A 17,654-nucleotide genomic window follows, 5' to 3' on the forward strand; every position below is an offset into this window, starting at 1 on the left:
AGTTTTTATCCATATGGCTGAGACAGTGGACGAATTAACCGTTGAATACCATGAAGGTGACACGATGACGGTTAAAGAGCTAGACAAAGTGATTCTGACAAAAGGCGCATGGGCAACAGTAATGTTCCGTTATCAGGATCTTGATCGTAAAACCGGTGACTTTGGTCCTGATAAATACACCATTCGTCGTTATCAAAAACGCAATGGCGAGTACAGCCAGCGTTCTAAATTTAATATTTCAAGCCGTGACCAAGCCTCACAAATTATCAACACACTCACTAAATGGACCGATGAATAAGAGTTTAATAACCCACTTGGTAGCAGCCACATTTGTTGCTACCGGATTATTTATTGATTCAAACGCCTCAAAGGCGGTTCTGGCTACCGGCTTGTTTGCACTGGCCGGTAGTCTGACAAACTGGATAGCCATTCATATGCTATTCGAGAAAGTACCGGGATTGTATGGTTCTGGTGTCGTGGTAGAGCGTTTTGCTGAGTTTAAGGCCGGTATTCATAAGCTGGTCATGCAACAGTTTTTTAGCAAAGAAAATGTCGATAGATTTCTGGCTGAACTGGTCGCTGATAATGCGCAACACCCGCTGGATTTCTCGGATGTTATTGAGAATACGGATTTAGAACCCGTCTACGATAGTCTGGTTGCGACGATTATGGAGTCGTCTTTTGGCAGCATGCTCTCTATGTTTGGTGGTAAGTCTGCACTCGAACCCCTGCGTGAGCCGTTTATTAAAAAAATGACACGTTCTTTGGATGATATTGCTCACAGTGACTCATTTCAGCAAAGTATTCGTTCAAAACTCAACAGCCATGCCGTGTTTGATGATATCCATATGCAAATCGAACATATAGTGGAATCACGTCTTGATGAACTCACGCCGCTAATGGTGAAGAATATGGTTCAAGACATGATACGCACTCATTTAGGCTGGCTAGTGGTCTGGGGTGGGGTGTTTGGCGGCTTGATTGGTTTTATTACCAGCTTTTTACCGATTTAGATGACGGTTTCCTGTCCACTCTGCCAACATCAGGCCAGGGTGTTTTATCAGTTCAAACACCGTTTATATCATCAGTGTGATTTTTGTTATGGCGTGTTTATGGATCCGGCCTTATGGCCGGATCGCCAAGCAGAACAGAGCCGTTATCTGGAACATTTAAATGATGTAGAAGATAAACGCTTTCAACACTTTGTTTCTCCGATTACCCAAGCTGTTCAACAGTTTTTTAAATCGCATCATCAGGGGCTTGATTTCGGTGCAGGACATGCACCGGTGATTACACATGTCTTAAATCAGTCAGGTTTCACCATTGCAGCCTATGACCCGTTATTTTTTAATTATGATGAGCTGTTGAAGCAACAATACGACTATATTTGCAGCTGTGAAGTCATCGAGCATTTCCATCAACCGGCAAACAGTTTTGCTCTGCTCAGAGATTGTTTAAAACCAGGCGGGCGACTATTTTGTATGACGGAGATCTATCATGAGGCGATCGATTTTCATCGCTGGAATTATAAGAATGATCCGACGCATGTATTCATGTATCACCGTAACACAGTGAGCTATATTGCTGATAACTATCACTTTAATAAGCCATATATTGATGGGAGACTGATTGTGTTAGAGGCTAATAGTCGCTAATAAATTGTTGTCGGATAGCTTGCTGATGTTGTGCTGGCAGTACGATGCTAACCACGACTTTATCCGTAAAACTCTGATCGATAATTTCTCCACGTAGTTGTTTGAGCTGGTATTCGAGAAGTTGTAGCTGTGAGTAATCAATCTCTAATGTCATTTCTGCCATTTCTACCCATTTAACGATATCAGCCTCAGCAATCGCTTGTTTTGCTGCTGCGCCATAGGCGCGGGTAAGTCCGCCAGTGCCCAGTTTTACACCGCCAAAATAACGAATTACGCCAATGACTGTATTGATAAGACTTTGTCCTTCCAAAGGAGCGAGTATCGGACGACCCGCTGTACCTGATGGCTCACCGGCATCATGAAACCGTTCAGTTAAAAAGCCTTCTGGTTGGCGGATTCGCCAGGCAAAAGCGAGGTGATTGGCTTGTGGATGTTGTCCAGCGAGTTGACCTAATTTACGTAGGGCGTCATCTTCACTCTGACAGGGCATAATAACGCCAATAAAACGGGACTTTTTTATTTCATATTCCACCTCAGTGGTGGTCTCAACGGTGTAAAATTCTGTGGCCATGAACACTCGGCTATAGGAAAAAACAAGCCAACAATTTACCATATCGAGCCTAACAACATTTTTGTCGTCAACGAGGCTACATATTATCCGTCATAAAAAGCGTTTGAGCAGACGGTTATCATTATGCTTCAGTAATCAGTTTGGCGATGATAACCGTTGAACATTAAACATCGAGATAACGGAGCAAAACACATTGTCAGAAAGTGCATTTATCGTAGGCCAACGCTGGGTCAGTAATAGCGAAGCAGAGCTTGGTCTGGGTATCATTCAGGAAAGCAGTGGACGTCGTATTGAAGTATTCTTCCCCGCGGCGGCAGAGAGTCGTTTTTATGCTGCTGATAATGCGCCTTTAAGCCGTGTCATCTATTCTGAAGGGGATAAAGTCAGCACGCGTGAGGATGTGAGTTTTGTGATTAGCGCCGTGCAACCCTTTAATGGTTGTTATATCTATCAAGGCGATACCGAGACGGGTGAACCCATCAGTATCCATGAAATGGATCTGGATAGCCGTGTTCACTTTAACCAGCCTCAAGACCGCTTTTTCGCTGGTCAGGTCGATAAAAACAGTCAGTTTGAATTACGTGCAAAAACACTCAATTATCAGCATGAACTCCTAAAATCGCCGGCATATGGCTTATTAGGCGGCCGTGTTCAACTTTTACCACATCAGCTATATATTGCTCAGCAGGTAGCGCAACGATTTGCACCACGTGTGTTACTGGCAGATGAAGTCGGACTCGGTAAAACCATTGAAGCAGGTCTGATTTTACACAAACAGGTCTTATCCGGTCAGGTCAGACGAGCACTTATCGTTGTGCCAGATGCATTATTGCATCAATGGTTAGTGGAAATGCTCCGCCGCTTTAATCTGACTTTTACCTTGATTGACCACGAAAGGCACGAGGCGCTGCAAGAACTCGATGAAGGCAATCCTTTTGAGAGTGCTCAAATGGTGTTGTGTGGGTTAAATGACCTATTGGCTAACCCACAGATGCAGGTCGACATGTTGGCGACAGAGTGGGATATGCTGATTGTGGATGAAGCGCATCACCTGGCATGGTCACCTGAACAATCAAGTGAGGGTTACCAACTGGTTGAAACGCTCGCGGCTCAGATTCCGGCATTATTATTGTTAACGGCCACCCCTGAACAATTAGGTATTGAAAGTCATTTCGCGCGCCTGCGTTTGCTCGACTCTGATAAGTTTTATGATTTTGATGCATTTGTGAAGCAAGAAGCAGCATATCAACCGGTCAGCGAATTAATCGAACAGCTTGATGCCGCAGAAAGTTGGACGCAATTATCACCAGCGCAGCAGTCACAGCTTAAGGAATATCTCGATGAGATGTTATTTGAGCAGTTAAGTGCTGAAGAAGCGTACATCGATACAAAAGTGGATGCCATTCAACAACTTCTCGACAGACATGGCACCGGTCGGGTGCTGTATCGAAATACACGTGATGTGGTGAAAGGCTTCCCGAATCGACTACTTCACCAATATGAATTGCCGCTTCCGGATGCTTTGTCAGATGAAGATCTGAGTCATATTATTTTGCCTGAACAACATTTCACCGATGTTGACTGGTTAAAACACGATAGCCGCGTCAGTTGGCTGGTTGATTTTCTTAAAGCGCATCGCGACGATAAAATCTTAATCATCTGTGCTCAGGCTGACACCGCCCAACAGCTTGAGAACCATCTCAATATCAGTCAAGGCATACGTTCAGCAGTGTTCCATGAAGGGTTGAGCCTGGTGAATCGTGACCGTGCTGCAGCTTATTTTGCAGATGATGAAGATGGGGCGCAGTGCCTTGTTTGTTCCGAGATCGGCAGTGAAGGACGTAACTTTCAGTTTTCACATCATCTGGTGTTATTTGACTTACCGGTTAATCCGGATTTGTTGGAACAACGGATTGGTCGATTGGATCGTATCGGCCAGCACCATGATGTGCATATCCATGTCCCTTATTACGCCGATACAGCACAATCCATTTTATTGCAGTGGTATCACCAGGGTATGAATGCGTTTGAACAGGTGTTGGCTGCAGGACAGCGTATTGCGAATGTGACAAAACCAGCACTGGAAGCCGCCATGGCTGAACCAGCAAACCAGGCTTTATTAGATAGTCTGATACAACAAACACAGGAAGTTTCCGAGCAAACGCTGACAGAACTTCAGTCTGGGCGCCATCGCTTACTTGAGCGTCATTCCTTCAATGAGACTCAGGCAGAATCAGTTGTGGCGGATGTTGAAATCTTATCCCGTTCACTTGAGTTGGCCGGTTTTATGGATGATGTGTTTGATGCCTTTGGCGTAGATCAACATCCTCATAGCACAGACAGCATTATCATCGAACCTGGCACGCATATGCAGACACAGTTCCCGGAACTGCCAGATGAAGGACTGACTGCGACCTATCAACGCCACAAAGCACTGGGTCGTGAGGATATGAGCTTTCTGACATGGGAACATCCTATGGTGCTGGGCGCAATGGATATGGTGTTGAATAGTGATTTAGGCAATAGTGCATTTTGCACCCTAGCAACTGATGAGGTGAAAGCTGGCAGTTTATTGCTGGAAGCCATATTTGTTATGCGCACTATTTCGGAACGGGATCTACAGATTCAACGCTTTATTTCTGAAAGCCACATTAGACTGGTAGTGGATGAACGTGGTAAACAATACCAAACCGTGTTTGATGAGCATGATTTCAATAAAATAGCCGGTCGCATCCCAAGAGCAACAGCTCAGGAATTGATTCGTCATGCCCGTGCCCCTGTCGAGAACTTGCTCGCCCAGGCCAAAAATGCGGTGACAGACATGGAAGACACATTAAAGCAGGAAGCACTGGCTAATATGAATAATGAGTTGGACCAGGAATATCAGCGTTTGAGTGCCTTGGCAAAAGTCAACCCGAATATCCGACAACAAGAGCTGGATTATTTGAAACAGCGCCAGGAAAAGTTGAATGCTGGCATTCAATCAGCCTCATTATCGCTGGATGCCATACGGGTGGCTATTGTGACTGATCCCACTAACTAAAGAGACAGATATCAGAATGGTCAAGCTGAAAAAAGTTGTTATACCACTCATTATTTTTGGCCTGACTGTTCTGATAGTGGCTGCACTTATTGCCACTAAACCAAAAGCAACAGCCAAAGACACCAAACAAAAAGCCTGGCTGGTGAATGCTATTCCTGCTGAGTTCCAAACAATACGTCCACAAATAACTGTGTATGGTCGGATTGAAACACCACGTGATGCCAATCTTAAAGCGGCTGTTGAAGCTGATGTTGAATCAGTAATAGTGCTGGAAGGTGAAACTGTTGATCGAGGTGAATTACTACTGCAGCTTGATAAAACGGATGTTGAACTCGTCAAGCAGCAGCGACAAGCTGATGTGGATGAAATTATTGCTTCAATTGCCAATGAAAACGTGCGTTATCAACGCGACCTTGCCTTGCTTGAGAACCAGAAGCAGTTAGTCAATCTGGCAGATAATGCGGTTCAGCGAGCTAAAAAACTCGAGCAAAACAAGCTGACATCTCGTGCCACACTGGATGAGTCCTTATCAGCTTACCAACAACAAGTGCTGGCACTTAAACAATTACAGAATGATATCGCTGAGCATCCTTCAAGACTGGCACAGCTAGAGGCGGCTAAAAAGCGAGCTGAAGCCTTACTCAAACAGAGTGAGGTGAATCTGGGACGTACCGATATACGTGCTCCTTTTGCAAGTCGTGTCGCGACATTGAATGTGGCTATTGGCGATCGTGTTAGACCAGGCGATAGTCTGATTAAGGTTTATGATCTAAATAATCTAGAGGTGCGAGCCCAAATTCCCGGCCGTTACAGCCAGAAAATTCGTAAGATGTTGGAAAACGGGCAGCAAATCATCGCCTCCACTGTCATTGACGGTGAGCCAATCAAGTTAGAATTAAAGCGACTCTCAGGAGAAGTCAGGCTTGATAGTGGCGGTGTTGATGGCTTGTTCCGGCTAATGAATCATAGCAACACATTACCTTTAGGCACGTTTGTCGAACTGCAGCTCCAACTCGCAGAACAACAGCATGTTATTAAACTGCCGTTTAGTGCGCTATACGGGCTGGATCGTATCTATGTGATAGAGGATGGACATTTAAAAGCCATGACCATCGAGCGGGTGGGGGAAGTCATCACGGAAGATAATATTCAGCAATTGTTAATCCGAAGTGATGCTATACAAGCGGGTGACTTAATCGTGACGACACAGCTTCCTAATGCCATCACGGGTTTAGCGGTTGAGACTGCGCTGTGAGCCTGCCGGCACATCGCACAGATATCATTGGTATTTTTGCCCAGCATAAGGTAGCGGCAAACCTACTCATGCTGATGATGTTAATCGGTGGGTTTGTGTCGTTAAGTAAACTCAATACGCAATTTTTCCCTAACTTTGCACTTGATGTGATTACCGTCAGTGTTGTCTGGCGTGGGGCCAGCGCTGAAGATGTAGAAGATGCGTTGACCAGTCGCATTGAGCAAGAGCTCCGCACCATCGACTACGTCGATAAAATGACCTCAACTTCATCCTACGGCTCGTCTCTGGTGACACTGGAGTTTGAAGAGGGTACAGAGATGGGACAGGCGCTTGATCAGGTAAAAGATCATGTCGCTCGTTTGCGAAATCTGCCTAGTGATGCTGAAACACCTGAAATCAGTATTGTGACGCGATACGATAACGTCGCCAGATTATTGGTGACGACAGATGGCCACTTAGATGAGTTACGTGGACTGGTGCATCAAATTGAGCATGAGTTGCTTGATGCCGGCATTTCCAGAGTCAATATCACTGGATTACCTGATGAAGAAATGGCGATTAAAGTCAGCACTTCAACACTAGAGTCATTGGGTTTGAGTTTTGGTGATGTCAGTCAACGTGTCGCTGATCAAAGTCAGGATTTGCCTGCCGGGGAGATTGGTAATGGTGAAACTGCACGCCAAATCCGTAGTCTCGATCAACGCCGTGATGCTGATGCCTTTGGTGATATTTCCCTAAAAAGTGATTATGAGGGACGCGTTTTACTGATTGAGGATGTGGCCGATGTTGAGCGTCGTGCCATGCGTGATCAGGTCAAGGTGTTTTATCATGGCCAACCCGCCGTTGAGATTGAACTGCAGCGAACCGAAAATGCTGATGCATTGGCCTCTGCCAGGATTATGGAAAACTGGCTAGAACAAGCCAGACCCACTTTACCCAAAGGCGTGGATATTAGAGTCTATGATGCCAGTTGGTCATTGATTCAGGAGCGTATAAATCTGCTTCTCAGTAATGGTTTGGGCGGACTTCTCCTGGTATTAGCGATTCTCTTTTTGTTTTTGCATGGCAGAGTCGCTTTCTGGGTGGCCGTGGGTATTCCTGTGTCTTTCATGGCAGCGTTGACCGTTTTGTACATGCTCGGCGGCAGCATCAATATGATTAGCTTGTTTGCCTTGATCATGGCATTGGGCATTATTGTCGATGATGCCATCGTGGTGGGCGAAGATGCGTTATCTCACTACCAAAGTGGAGAGCGATCCCTATCCGCTGCAGAAGGTGGTGCAAGACGCATGTTAGCGCCGGTTATCTCATCGTCATTAACGACTATCGCTGCTTTTCTGCCATTGATGTTAATAAGCGGTGTGATTGGCAATATTCTGTTTGATATTCCTTTTGTGGTGATCTGTGTGATTATTGCCTCGCTTGTGGAGAGTTTTTTAATACTTCCCGGGCACTTACGCCACACTTTTCACAGTATGCATCATGATAAGCCAGGTCAGTTGAGAGTCTGGCTTGATGATAAATTTGAACAATTTCGTGAACAATTTTTTAGGCCTCTGGTTACTCTGGCTGTTAAAAATAGTGTGGTCACGATCAGTCTCACATTGGCGATATTGATTCTGTCTATCAGCCTGCTGGCCAGTGGTAGAATTTTATTTAACTTTTTCCCCTCGCCAGAAGGCACAACCATTACAGCGAATGCCCGTTTCGTGGCAGGCACCCCGAAGCAAGATGTTGAGCAATTTTTGCAGCACATCAATCTGGCTTTGGATAAAGCAGAGGCTGATTACGAGCAAAATATCGTCAAGATGGCTGTGACACGTTTAGGGAGTGCATCTTCTGCCAATTCTAATGTCAGTAGCAGTCAGGCGGATGAGCGTTTTGGCTCTGTTCAACTGGAGATGATTTCGCCTGATAAACGCGATATTAGAAACAAAGCGTTCATTCATGACTGGCGACAATATATCGAGCTTCCGCCCGGGATTGAAACGTTTACGATTAGTGAAATGCGTGGCGGTCCACCGGGTAGTGATATTGATATTCGTCTGAGTGGCGCGACAGCTGAGCAGTTAAAAAAGCCTCACATGAGATCGCCGAGAAGTTAAAAAACTATGCCGGTGTCAGTGCGATTGAAGATGATATGCCCTATGGTCAGGAACAGTTAATCTATCGCATCAAAGGGCAAGGCGATGTGCTGGGATTGACTGTTGAAAATGTGGGACGTCAATTACGAGCAGCATTTGATGGTCAGTTAGTTCAGATATTTCAGGATGGTGATGATGAAGTAGAAGTGCGCATTATGCTACCTGATGCAGAACGCAATACGCTAGCGACATTAGAAAATTTTATGCTCAGATTGCCTAACGGTGGCAGTGCACCGTTATCCAGTGTGGTTGAGTTTGAGTCGCGTCGGGGTTTTGATGTACTCAGACATACCGATACCCAACTAGCCATACATATCACGGCGACCGTTGATGCTGTGGTGAATAATAATAATGCCATTCTAAATGATATGAAAGCTTCGTTTTTACCGGCCTTATCCTCTAAGTATGGGGTGAAAATAGCGTACGAAGGTCGTGCCGAAGAACAAGCAGAGACCATGACTGATATGGCCCAAGGCACGTTGCTGGCTTTTGTGATGATTTACCTGGTGCTGGCTTGGGTCTTTTCCTCTTACGGCTGGCCATTGGTTGTCATGGCAGCCATTCCATTTGGTCTTATCGGTGCTTTAATCGGTCATTGGTTATTGGGTATTGATCTGACCATTTTGTCTTTGTTTGGTATTTTTGGTCTGTCAGGCATTGTGGTGAATGATTCCATCATTCTGGTGACGTTTTTCAAACAATTGAGAGAGTCTGGCCTTGCGACACATCAAGCCATTATCGAAGCGTCTACACAACGACTTCGCGCGGTATTATTGACTTCACTGACCACCATTGCCGGATTGACACCATTATTATTTGAAACCTCGTTACAGGCACAATTTCTCATTCCAATGGCTGTATCTATGTCATTTGGTTTGATGTTTTCAACAGTATTAGTGTTATTGGTCATACCTGCGATGCTGGCTGTTTATGAGCAGATGGCAGATAAGTTTCTACCGAAGCGAACACAAACAGTGACAATTTGATACTGTATTAAGTCTGACTTAATAATCACGGTGCATGCTGCTTAAATTTGAGCGAACAGCATTGAGTTAAGGATTTTACATGCGACGATATACACCTATTGTGATGGCCGCTTTTATAAGCACTTTCAGCCCGCTCACTTCTTTTGCAAACGATGCAGAATCCGTCAGCAAAGTGCCTTATTCTGCCGGACTGGATCTGGCTTCACTCACTGATAAAGTGTATCAGCGTCTACCCGGCCTGCTAGCTGAAGGTAAGTATCAGCAGCTGCAGCAGGCAAATGACTCATACAGCAATAGCTTATTTGCAGAACCTATCACCGGTAATTTAAGTCTGTTTAGTGATGAAGTTGGTACTGGACGAGGTTCTCAAGAGTGGGAAGGGGAGTGGACTTACCGCTTTGGTTACCCGGCCAAAAACAACAGCAACAAGCATTGTCAGCAAAAATAGCGGCTGAACTTCCTGCCTATCAGCAAGCATTGAAACTGGAAGCCTCGGGTGAAGTGAGGCAGCAAATCTGGCAAGTAAAATTAGCTGAAGCGCAGTTAGAACAAGCGAAACTGACTTGGGAAACCGCGAAAAAGTTACAAAACGATGTGGAGTCCCGGGTAAAAGCGGGGGATCTTGCTTCAACTGAACGACTACTGGCAGGCAGTAACACGCTGGAAGCACATAGCAAAATGGTCAATGCAGCATCGTTGCTTCAACAACGGTTGAAAATTTATCAACTGATTACCGGTGAAAACACCCTGCCAAAACAGGTCGAAGAAACCGTCATCACCCCTTCCGAAGACGTACAACAACATCCACAGTTGCAGTTACAGGATCAGTTGATAGCCAGATTACAGGCACAAATGGGACTGGCACAATATGACGGTGCAGTAAATCCTAGCCTGTCTGTTGGCGTCAGACGAGAACGGGGTGATAGAGCGGAAGACTATACCAATAGCTTGGGTATCGGGTTTAGCATGGCGTTGGATGATAAGGCATACAGGCAGCCTGCCATCGCTCAAGCCTCAGCCGAACTAGCTGATGCTCAGGTGACACGTCAATCATTATGGCGTGATCTAAAAACACGACAAGTCGCTGCTCATGAAGAATTAAACAGTAGTCGGCAGCAGCTGGATTTGATCACGGAACAAAATAAAACTACCCAGCAGTATTATCAATTACAAAAGCGCGCCTTTGATTTAGGTGAAATTAATTTGATTGATTTATTGCGCAGTCAGGCGTTGGCTAATGATAATGAGAGCAGAAAGCGCCTGTTGGAAGTACAAATAAAGCAACAGATTTCTAAATTAAATCAATCGCATGGGATAATCCTGTCTAATAATTAATAAAGCTTTTTAAGCTTAATTTTTCGTTAAGCTTTCTTTTTTAATCTAGCCTCCATACCACCTCCAAAGGGGAATTTTATGGAAGCTAGATCGTTGGCACAGTCTGTCACTAAAAGCCGCCCTCAACGCGTCGCAGAGCGACAAATTATTCAGCCTGTTTTTCCACTCACACTGGCAAAAGCCAATGAGCCGGGACGAAGGGATGCTGAACAATTTATTTATCAGCGCTTTGAAAAACAACACGGTGCAGAGATCAGCCATTTTCTGCCGTTTATCTTGTCTGCCAGGACAGGCGGTTTAGTTTCAGCAGCACTTGGTTTCCAGCCAGCCAGTTATTCATCACATCTTTTTCTTGAATATTATCTTGATAATGATATTCAAACGACGCTTAGTATTCTCACCCAAACAGTCGTTCAACGTGACGCCATTGTAGAAATCGGAAACTTGGCCTCAGGACGACAACGTGCGACTCAGACCTTATTTTTACTTCTTGCTGAGTTGTTCTATCAAGCCGGTTATGAATGGGTTGTGTTTACGGCTAATTCAGCCGTTTCACAGTGGTTGGCGAAATTAGATATTGAGACTATTGCCATCCGTGTTGCAGACCCAACCAGGTTGCCAGATAAAGGGGCAAGCTGGGGTAGTTATTACGATGATAAGCCTGTTGTGGTGGCCAGTCATATTCGCCAGACCATGGCAAAACTTAACAACAACCCCCTTATGTTGTATTTACGTCAGAGCTACCAACATCAATTAAATGAATTTGTCGCGAGTTTTCGTCATGACTGAGTTAGTCGAACGTTTACGTCGGATTGCGACACAACAGCCGAACGCACTGGCCTTGCAGGACCCATATCGTCAGCTGACTTGGCGTCAGATGATAGACGAAGTGGATAGACTAACTGAACGGCTATTACCTTATACACAGAATGTCGTTGCCTTATATGCCGACAACAGTGTCGACTGGGCGTGTATTGATCTGGCCTGTTATGAAGCCGGCGTCATCAGTTTGCCAATTCCAGCCTTTTTTCGGCAGAACAACAACATCATGCCATCAGTGAAAGTGGCGCATTAGCGTTAATCGAATCGAAAGGCACGACATTATTTCAATCACTCAAGCTGTTTGACCAGTTGCATCTGTCGTTAACGGACAATCTGATTTTGTTTCCATTAGCCAAGAAAGGTCATAGTCAAATTCCAGAGACAACCCAAAAAATTACCTTTACATCGGGATCTACTGGTCAGCCTAAAGGGGTGTGTTTGAGCACAGATAATCAATTAGCTGTGGCTGATGCCATTATCCAACGTACAGAATTACAAGCTATCAAACACCTGTGTGTATTACCGCTGACCACCTTATTAGAAAATCTAGCCGGCATTTACGCACCTTTGCTTAGCAGAGGATCGGTCACCTTATTACCAGCAGCCGAGCTTGGCTTTAATGGTGGACGAGGTTTTGATGTTCAGCAATTTTTACAAACGCTGAGCAAACATCAGCCAGAAAGTGTGGTGCTATTACCCGAATTATTACTGACCCTGGTGTCAGCCGCTGAAACAGGCTGGCCAGTACCTGACAGTTTGAAATTTATTGCCGTGGGTGGCAGTCGCGTATCGGCTGACTTATTACGTAAAGCCGATAATCTGGGATTACCGGTTTTCGAAGGTTATGGCCTATCTGAATGCAGCTCGGTGGTCAGTCTGAATAGCCCAAATCATCGGCTAATAGGCAGTGTAGGTCAGTGTCTTGACCATGTAAAAGTCAGTATTGAGTCCGGTGAAATCATTGTTAAAGGTAACTGCTTTTTAGGCTATATCAATCATCCTGATAGTTGGTATCCGCAGCAGATAAATACCGGCGATTTAGGTTTTATCGATGACAACCATTATTTGCATATTAATGGTCGCCGTAAAAATCTATTAATCAGTAGCTTTGGCAGAAATATCAATCCGGAGTGGGTGGAAAGCGAGTTATTGGCAAATCCTATTCTGGCGTATTGCACAGTGATTGGAGATGCAAAATCACATTGCAGTGTTTTAGTTCAGCCTCGTTTTGACACTATCACCGATGCCATGATTGAGCAATGGATAGCCTTGGTCAACAAACGCCTGCCAGATTACGCACAACTGGCAGACTGGCAGCGTTTTGAATGGCCACTCAGTGTGGAAAACGGCACGTTGACGGCGAATGGTCGTCCCGTCAGAACACAAATCCTAGACAGCTACTCTCACCAAATAAATGCTTTATACAAGGAGCAGGCATAAATGCTTTTTTCGATAGATTACAAACAGAAACAGCAGCAGCACGTGAGCAATTATTCAGTGCACCGATCATTGCCAAAGCGATGACAGGCGATATCACTACCGAGCTTTATATTAACTTTCTGACGCAGGCCTATCATCACGTTAAACATACCGTGCCACTTCTGATGAGTGTCGGTGGTGCCTTACCTGAACAAAAAGAATGGCTACGTAATGCGGTGGCTGAATATATTGAAGAAGAATTAGGCCATCAGGAGTGGATACTGAACGATATCGCCGCCTGTGGTGCTGATAAAGAAGCGGTCAGACACAGTCAACCAAATCTGCAGACAGAAATGATGGTCGCCTATGCTTATGACATGGTACATCGCATCAATCCACTAGGTTTTTTTGGCATGGTACATGTCTTGGAAGGCACTAGTATCACCACAGCGGATAAAGCCGCAGAAAGTATTCAAAATGCACTAGGTTTACCGACTAAAGCCTTTAGTTATCTGCGATCACATGGGGCGCTGGATCAGGATCATGTCAAATTCTTCGAAGGTCTGATGAATCAAATCACCGATACCGCCGAACAAGATCTCATTATTCACAGTGCCAAACGCTTTTATTATCTCTACGGCAATATCTTCCGTAGCCTGACTGAAGAGAAGATGCCATGCAGAGTCTGAGAGATGTCACCATTCTGATTACCGGTGCAGCCGGTGGTATCGGGCAAAAGTTAGCTAAGGCATTACACGAACAGGGGGCTAAGCTGATATTGACGGATGTTAATGCAGACAAATTAACTGAACTGAACGTCAGCTTAGGCGAAAAGCATGACGACTTTGTAGTTGACGTTAGCAAGACAACGCAGCGCCAGTCACTGGTGGATTATTGTGAAAATCTGCCTTATCCGCTGCAAATGATCATTAATCTGGCGGGTATCAACCGTTTTGCTGCCATCACTGATCATTCAGATAATGATATTGAACGGATGTTAACAATTAATCTGAGTTCACAGATTGCACTGACACGCGATTTTATTCCTTTACTGGAAAAAAATGCACCATCAACCATCGTCAATGTTGGCTCTATTCTGGGAAGTATCGGCATGCCCGGTTATAGCGTCTATTGTGCTACCAAGTTTGGCTTGCGGGGTTTTAGTGAAGCCCTTCATCGTGAACTGGCTGGCAGCGGAGTGGATGTGCGTTACTTTGCACCTCGTGCCACAAAAACAGCGCTTAATAACGACAATGTCAATGAACTGAACAAAGCATTAGGCAGTGCGATGGACAGCCCTGAGCAAGTAGCGAATGCCATTGTCGACTTTTTGCTTACGGATAAACGAAGACATTATTTTGGCTGGCCTGAAAAACTGTTTGTCAGAATCAACAGTATCCTGCCAGGCATTGTTGATAAATCAATTATCAAACAACTACCTATCATAAAACGTTATTTTTAATGGAGAAAATGATGAAAGCGTATATATTCTCAATGATTCTGGGGCTGGTGAGTCTACCTGTCAGTGCCGATGTGATGCAAAGCGTTGCTGATTTGCAGCATGACTGGGCTAAAGTGAATTACACTTTAACGGGTGATGCACAAGAAAAAGCCTTTGAAAGCTTGGTTGAAAAAGCGAATAGCGTGGTGAAGCAATATCCAGATGCGGCGGAATCACATATCTGGCGTGGCATTATTGAATCAAGTTATGCCGGTGCCAAAGGTGGTCTTGGCGCTTTATCACTTGCCAAAGCCGCAAAAGCAGACCTTGAACAGGCGATGAAACTAGATGATACAGCACTGGACGGTTCGGCTTATACCAGCCTTGGAACCTTGTATGCAAAAGTGCCTGGTTGGCCTATTGGGTTTGGCGATGATGACAAAGCCGAAGTGATGTTGAAAAAAGCCTTGACCATCAATCCAACGGGCATAGATAGTAATTTTTTCTATGCACAGTATTTAATAGATAGTAACCAGTATGAAGAAGCAGAAACTTATCTGTTAAAAGCTCAACAAGCACCTGCCAGACTAACTAGACCCCTTGCAGATGAAGGAAGACAGCAAGAAATCGAAAAAGCCTTACAGCAGGTCAGATACAAACTAGGGAATGAACAACATGCAGGTATTACTCATTGAAGATGATGTTTCACTCGCAAAAGGCTTACAAACCAGCCTGAAAAACGAAGGTTTTATCGTTAATCATTTGAGTGAAGGTAAGCAAGCCATTAATAGTATTGCTTCTTCTGAGCCGGATATTGTGGTGTTGGATCTGGGCCTGCCAGATATGGACGGTAATGAAGTCCTGAAACAAATTCGACGGCGTAATGCTGAATTACCGGTATTAATTTTAACGGCACGTAACTCTATTCAGGATAAAGTCGCAGGGCTCGATAGTGGCGCAGATGATTATCTGGCCAAACCGTTTGAAATGGATGAGTTACTTGCGCGCCTGCGTGTACTGGAACGCAGGCTCAGTAGCCTGAAACATGCTGATCTGACCGTAGGCAATGTGTCCATCGATACTCGTGCCCAGCAGGTGAAAGTTAACGGTGAGAATGTCGACTTTTTCCGTCGTGAATACATGCTGTTAAAAATGCTGATGGAGAATGTTGGCCGAGTGCAGACCCGCGATAGCATGGAAAGTAAGCTTTACAGCTGGGGAGAGGAAATCGCCAGTAATGCGATTGAAGTCCACATTCATCATTTAAGAAAGAAACTCCCTGAGAACTTCATCACAACCGTGCGTGGTGTTGGTTACACAATTAAAACGCAATGAAGTCTATTCGTCTGTATTTATTATTGGCGTTATTGGCCACAATAACGCTGGTAAACTTTGTATCGTTATTGCATGGCTACCAATCAAGCATGCATAAAGCACAAACATTGTTTGATTCCCGCTTAGAAAGTACAGCGATTTTGATTGCCTCTGCCAACTCGCGTCAGCTTGGTAAAGCAACCGTTACCAATCAGCAAACGCCTTATACCTTTTTTCAGATAATTGATGATAAAGGGGCTTTGCTAACACGTTCGGAAAATGCACCCGATAGAGTACTTAGCGACCTTGATGAAGGGTTTCAGAATACGAATTTTGGTAGCTATCGCTGGCGAAATTATGTATACCGTGACAAGGTTTTACAGCGATGGATCGTAGTAGCCGAGCGTATCGATATTCGTTATATGCTTGCTGAAGATGTGGTGATGGAATCGTTACTGCCTATTGTGATGGCAATACCTGTAGCCGCATTAATTATCTGGTTTGCAGTAGGGATTGGCCTTAAACCGCTCAACACCTTTGCCAGCCAATTGAGTGAGAGAAGAGCAGATGATCTCCGGCCTATCGAACTGGAGCGTGTGCCAAAAGAATTAACGACTGTGGTGAATAATACGAACAGTCTGTTATTGCGTTTGGCAGAGGCTTTTGACCGAGAACAGCGTTTCTCAGCCGATGCGGCACATGAGTTACGTACCCCCGTCAGCGTGCTCAAAGTGCATTTACATAATTTGCGAGCAAGATTGGGTAATGATGACGAAGACATCATCTTATTGCGTGATGGTGTTGAACGTATGGGACATCTTATCGAACAGATTCTTGCTTTATACCGAACATCACCCGATCAGGCGGCAGTCAAGTTTGAGAGTGTGGATTTATTTAAATTAGTTCAATCACTTATCGCTCGAAGTTATCATGCTTTTGAGTCTAAACAGCAAGAGATAGAAATGGATGGGGAGTCACACATCATCGAAGGTAATGTGTTTGCACTGGAAACGCTGATAAGCAATTTACTAAATAATGCGAATAAATACACACCGGAGAAAGGTCGTATTCATGTGGTGGTGAGGCGTCATGAAGAAGGGGTGTTACTTCGTGTCGAAGATTCTGGCCCAGGCATACCTGAAGAACAGTATCAGCGTGTATTTGAACGTTTTTATCGCCTGCATGGTGATCAGCACAATAGTGGTGTCATTGGCTGTGGACTTGGCTTGACTATTGTTAAACATATTGTTGATTTACATCATGCCCACATTCAGTTGGGGACATCTGCTTGGGGCCATGGATTAAAGGTTGATGTCATATTTCCTCTGAGAGCAGTCAATTATGCGTAGAGTTGGTTTGTTTTTATGCTTATCGTTTTTGGTAATGCCGGTGTTGGCTGGCCCTCCCGTGATTGAAATCGAAATTCGTGATCATCTTTTCTTTCCCGATGAAGTCAAAATCCCTGCCAATACCAAAGTCAAACTGTTGGTGAAAAATATGGATCCGACAGCTGAAGAGTTTGAAAGTTATGAACTAAACCGGGAGAAGGTAATTGCAGGCAATAGTCAGGCATTCATCTTTATTGGTCCACTTCCGGCCGGTGTGTATCCGTTCTTTGGCGAATTTTTCCCTAAAACGGCACAAGGCAAGGTCATAGCGGAGTAAATGA

General features: G+C 44.8%; 18 protein-coding genes and 1 pseudogene. 18 read left to right on the top strand and 1 reads right to left on the bottom strand.

The annotated features are described in order from the left end of the window. Positions 1–13 precede the first annotated feature (13 nt). Genes QUE24_RS14815 through QUE24_RS14825 form a run of 3 tightly spaced genes read left to right on the top strand, consistent with a single transcriptional unit; the run spans position 14 to position 1,655 of the window. Positions 14–298 (top strand): hypothetical protein, encoded by a 285-nt coding sequence (locus QUE24_RS14815; protein ID WP_286304556.1) that lies wholly within the window; start codon positions 14–16, stop codon positions 296–298. Next, positions 291–1,013, top strand: coding sequence for a DUF445 domain-containing protein (locus QUE24_RS14820; protein ID WP_286304557.1), 723 nt, complete (start codon positions 291–293; stop codon positions 1,011–1,013). Before QUE24_RS14815 ends, QUE24_RS14820 begins: the two co-directional genes overlap by 8 nt. Then, the gene (locus tag QUE24_RS14825) at positions 1,014–1,655 is read left to right on the top strand and encodes a class I SAM-dependent methyltransferase (RefSeq protein ID WP_286304558.1); all 642 of its coding nucleotides are present in this window, start codon (positions 1,014–1,016) and stop codon (positions 1,653–1,655) included. Here the strand turns inward: QUE24_RS14825 and QUE24_RS14830 are convergent. After that, positions 1,642–2,226, bottom strand: a complete 585-nt coding sequence (locus tag QUE24_RS14830; RefSeq protein ID WP_286304559.1) for a YigZ family protein — start codon at positions 2,224–2,226, stop codon at positions 1,642–1,644. The two genes, QUE24_RS14825 and QUE24_RS14830, sit on opposite strands and share 14 nt — an antisense overlap. A gap of 193 nt (positions 2,227–2,419) precedes the next feature. On the opposite strand from QUE24_RS14830, the gene rapA reads away from it, so the two are divergent. From rapA to QUE24_RS14905, 15 genes and pseudogenes are all read left to right on the top strand, one after another. Next, complete coding sequence (gene rapA, locus QUE24_RS14835; protein ID WP_286304560.1) at positions 2,420–5,269, top strand: RNA polymerase-associated protein RapA; 2,850 nt, start codon at positions 2,420–2,422, stop codon at positions 5,267–5,269. A gap of 16 nt (positions 5,270–5,285) precedes the next feature. Next, entirely contained in the window at positions 5,286–6,524 is a 1,239-nt protein-coding gene (locus tag QUE24_RS14840) for an efflux RND transporter periplasmic adaptor subunit (protein ID WP_286304561.1), read from the top strand. Then, entirely contained in the window at positions 6,521–8,629 is a 2,109-nt protein-coding gene (locus QUE24_RS14845) for an efflux RND transporter permease subunit (protein WP_286304562.1), read from the top strand. The genes QUE24_RS14840 and QUE24_RS14845 overlap by 4 nt, the downstream gene beginning before the upstream one ends. Positions 8,630–8,652: 23 nt before the next feature. Continuing rightward, the gene (locus QUE24_RS14850) at positions 8,653–9,654 is read left to right on the top strand and encodes an efflux RND transporter permease subunit (protein WP_286306137.1); all 1,002 of its coding nucleotides are present in this window, start codon (positions 8,653–8,655) and stop codon (positions 9,652–9,654) included. A gap of 79 nt (positions 9,655–9,733) precedes the next feature. Beyond that, positions 9,734–10,102, top strand: coding sequence for a hypothetical protein (locus QUE24_RS14855; protein ID WP_286304563.1), 369 nt, complete (start codon positions 9,734–9,736; stop codon positions 10,100–10,102). Next, a complete protein-coding gene (locus tag QUE24_RS14860) occupies positions 10,039–10,989 on the top strand; it encodes a TolC family protein (protein ID WP_286304564.1) in 951 nt (316 codons plus the stop codon). Before QUE24_RS14855 ends, QUE24_RS14860 begins: the two co-directional genes overlap by 64 nt. A gap of 78 nt (positions 10,990–11,067) precedes the next feature. Then, positions 11,068–11,778 (top strand): thermostable hemolysin, encoded by a 711-nt coding sequence (locus QUE24_RS14865; RefSeq protein WP_286304565.1) that lies wholly within the window; start codon positions 11,068–11,070, stop codon positions 11,776–11,778. Further along, a pseudogene (locus QUE24_RS15970) lies at positions 11,771–12,720 on the top strand (AMP-binding protein); the annotation flags it as partial. The gene QUE24_RS14865 and the pseudogene QUE24_RS15970, both read left to right, overlap by 8 nt. Positions 12,721–12,945: 225 nt before the next feature. After that, positions 12,946–13,251: a hypothetical protein gene (locus QUE24_RS15975; protein WP_434013675.1), complete on the top strand. Its 306-nt coding sequence runs from the start codon at positions 12,946–12,948 to the stop codon at positions 13,249–13,251. 80 nt (positions 13,252–13,331) lie between these two features. Further along, a complete protein-coding gene (locus tag QUE24_RS14880; protein ID WP_286304567.1) occupies positions 13,332–13,919 on the top strand; it encodes an iron-containing redox enzyme family protein in 588 nt (195 codons plus the stop codon). After that, a complete protein-coding gene (locus QUE24_RS14885) occupies positions 13,907–14,692 on the top strand; it encodes an SDR family oxidoreductase (RefSeq protein ID WP_286304568.1) in 786 nt (261 codons plus the stop codon). Before QUE24_RS14880 ends, QUE24_RS14885 begins: the two co-directional genes overlap by 13 nt. Positions 14,693–14,700: 8 nt before the next feature. Then, the gene (locus QUE24_RS14890; protein WP_286304569.1) at positions 14,701–15,366 is read left to right on the top strand and encodes a tetratricopeptide repeat protein; all 666 of its coding nucleotides are present in this window, start codon (positions 14,701–14,703) and stop codon (positions 15,364–15,366) included. Further along, positions 15,347–16,006 (top strand): response regulator, encoded by a 660-nt coding sequence (locus QUE24_RS14895; protein ID WP_286304570.1) that lies wholly within the window; start codon positions 15,347–15,349, stop codon positions 16,004–16,006. Before QUE24_RS14890 ends, QUE24_RS14895 begins: the two co-directional genes overlap by 20 nt. After that, positions 16,003–17,334, top strand: a complete 1,332-nt coding sequence (locus tag QUE24_RS14900) for a sensor histidine kinase (protein WP_286304571.1) — start codon at positions 16,003–16,005, stop codon at positions 17,332–17,334. Before QUE24_RS14895 ends, QUE24_RS14900 begins: the two co-directional genes overlap by 4 nt. Then, the gene (locus tag QUE24_RS14905; protein ID WP_286304572.1) at positions 17,327–17,650 is read left to right on the top strand and encodes a cupredoxin domain-containing protein; all 324 of its coding nucleotides are present in this window, start codon (positions 17,327–17,329) and stop codon (positions 17,648–17,650) included. Before QUE24_RS14900 ends, QUE24_RS14905 begins: the two co-directional genes overlap by 8 nt. The last annotated feature ends 4 nt before the right edge of the window (positions 17,651–17,654 follow it).

This window comes from Methylophaga marina, assembly GCF_030296755.1.
Classification (GTDB): Bacteria; Pseudomonadota; Gammaproteobacteria; order Nitrosococcales; family Methylophagaceae; genus Methylophaga; species Methylophaga marina.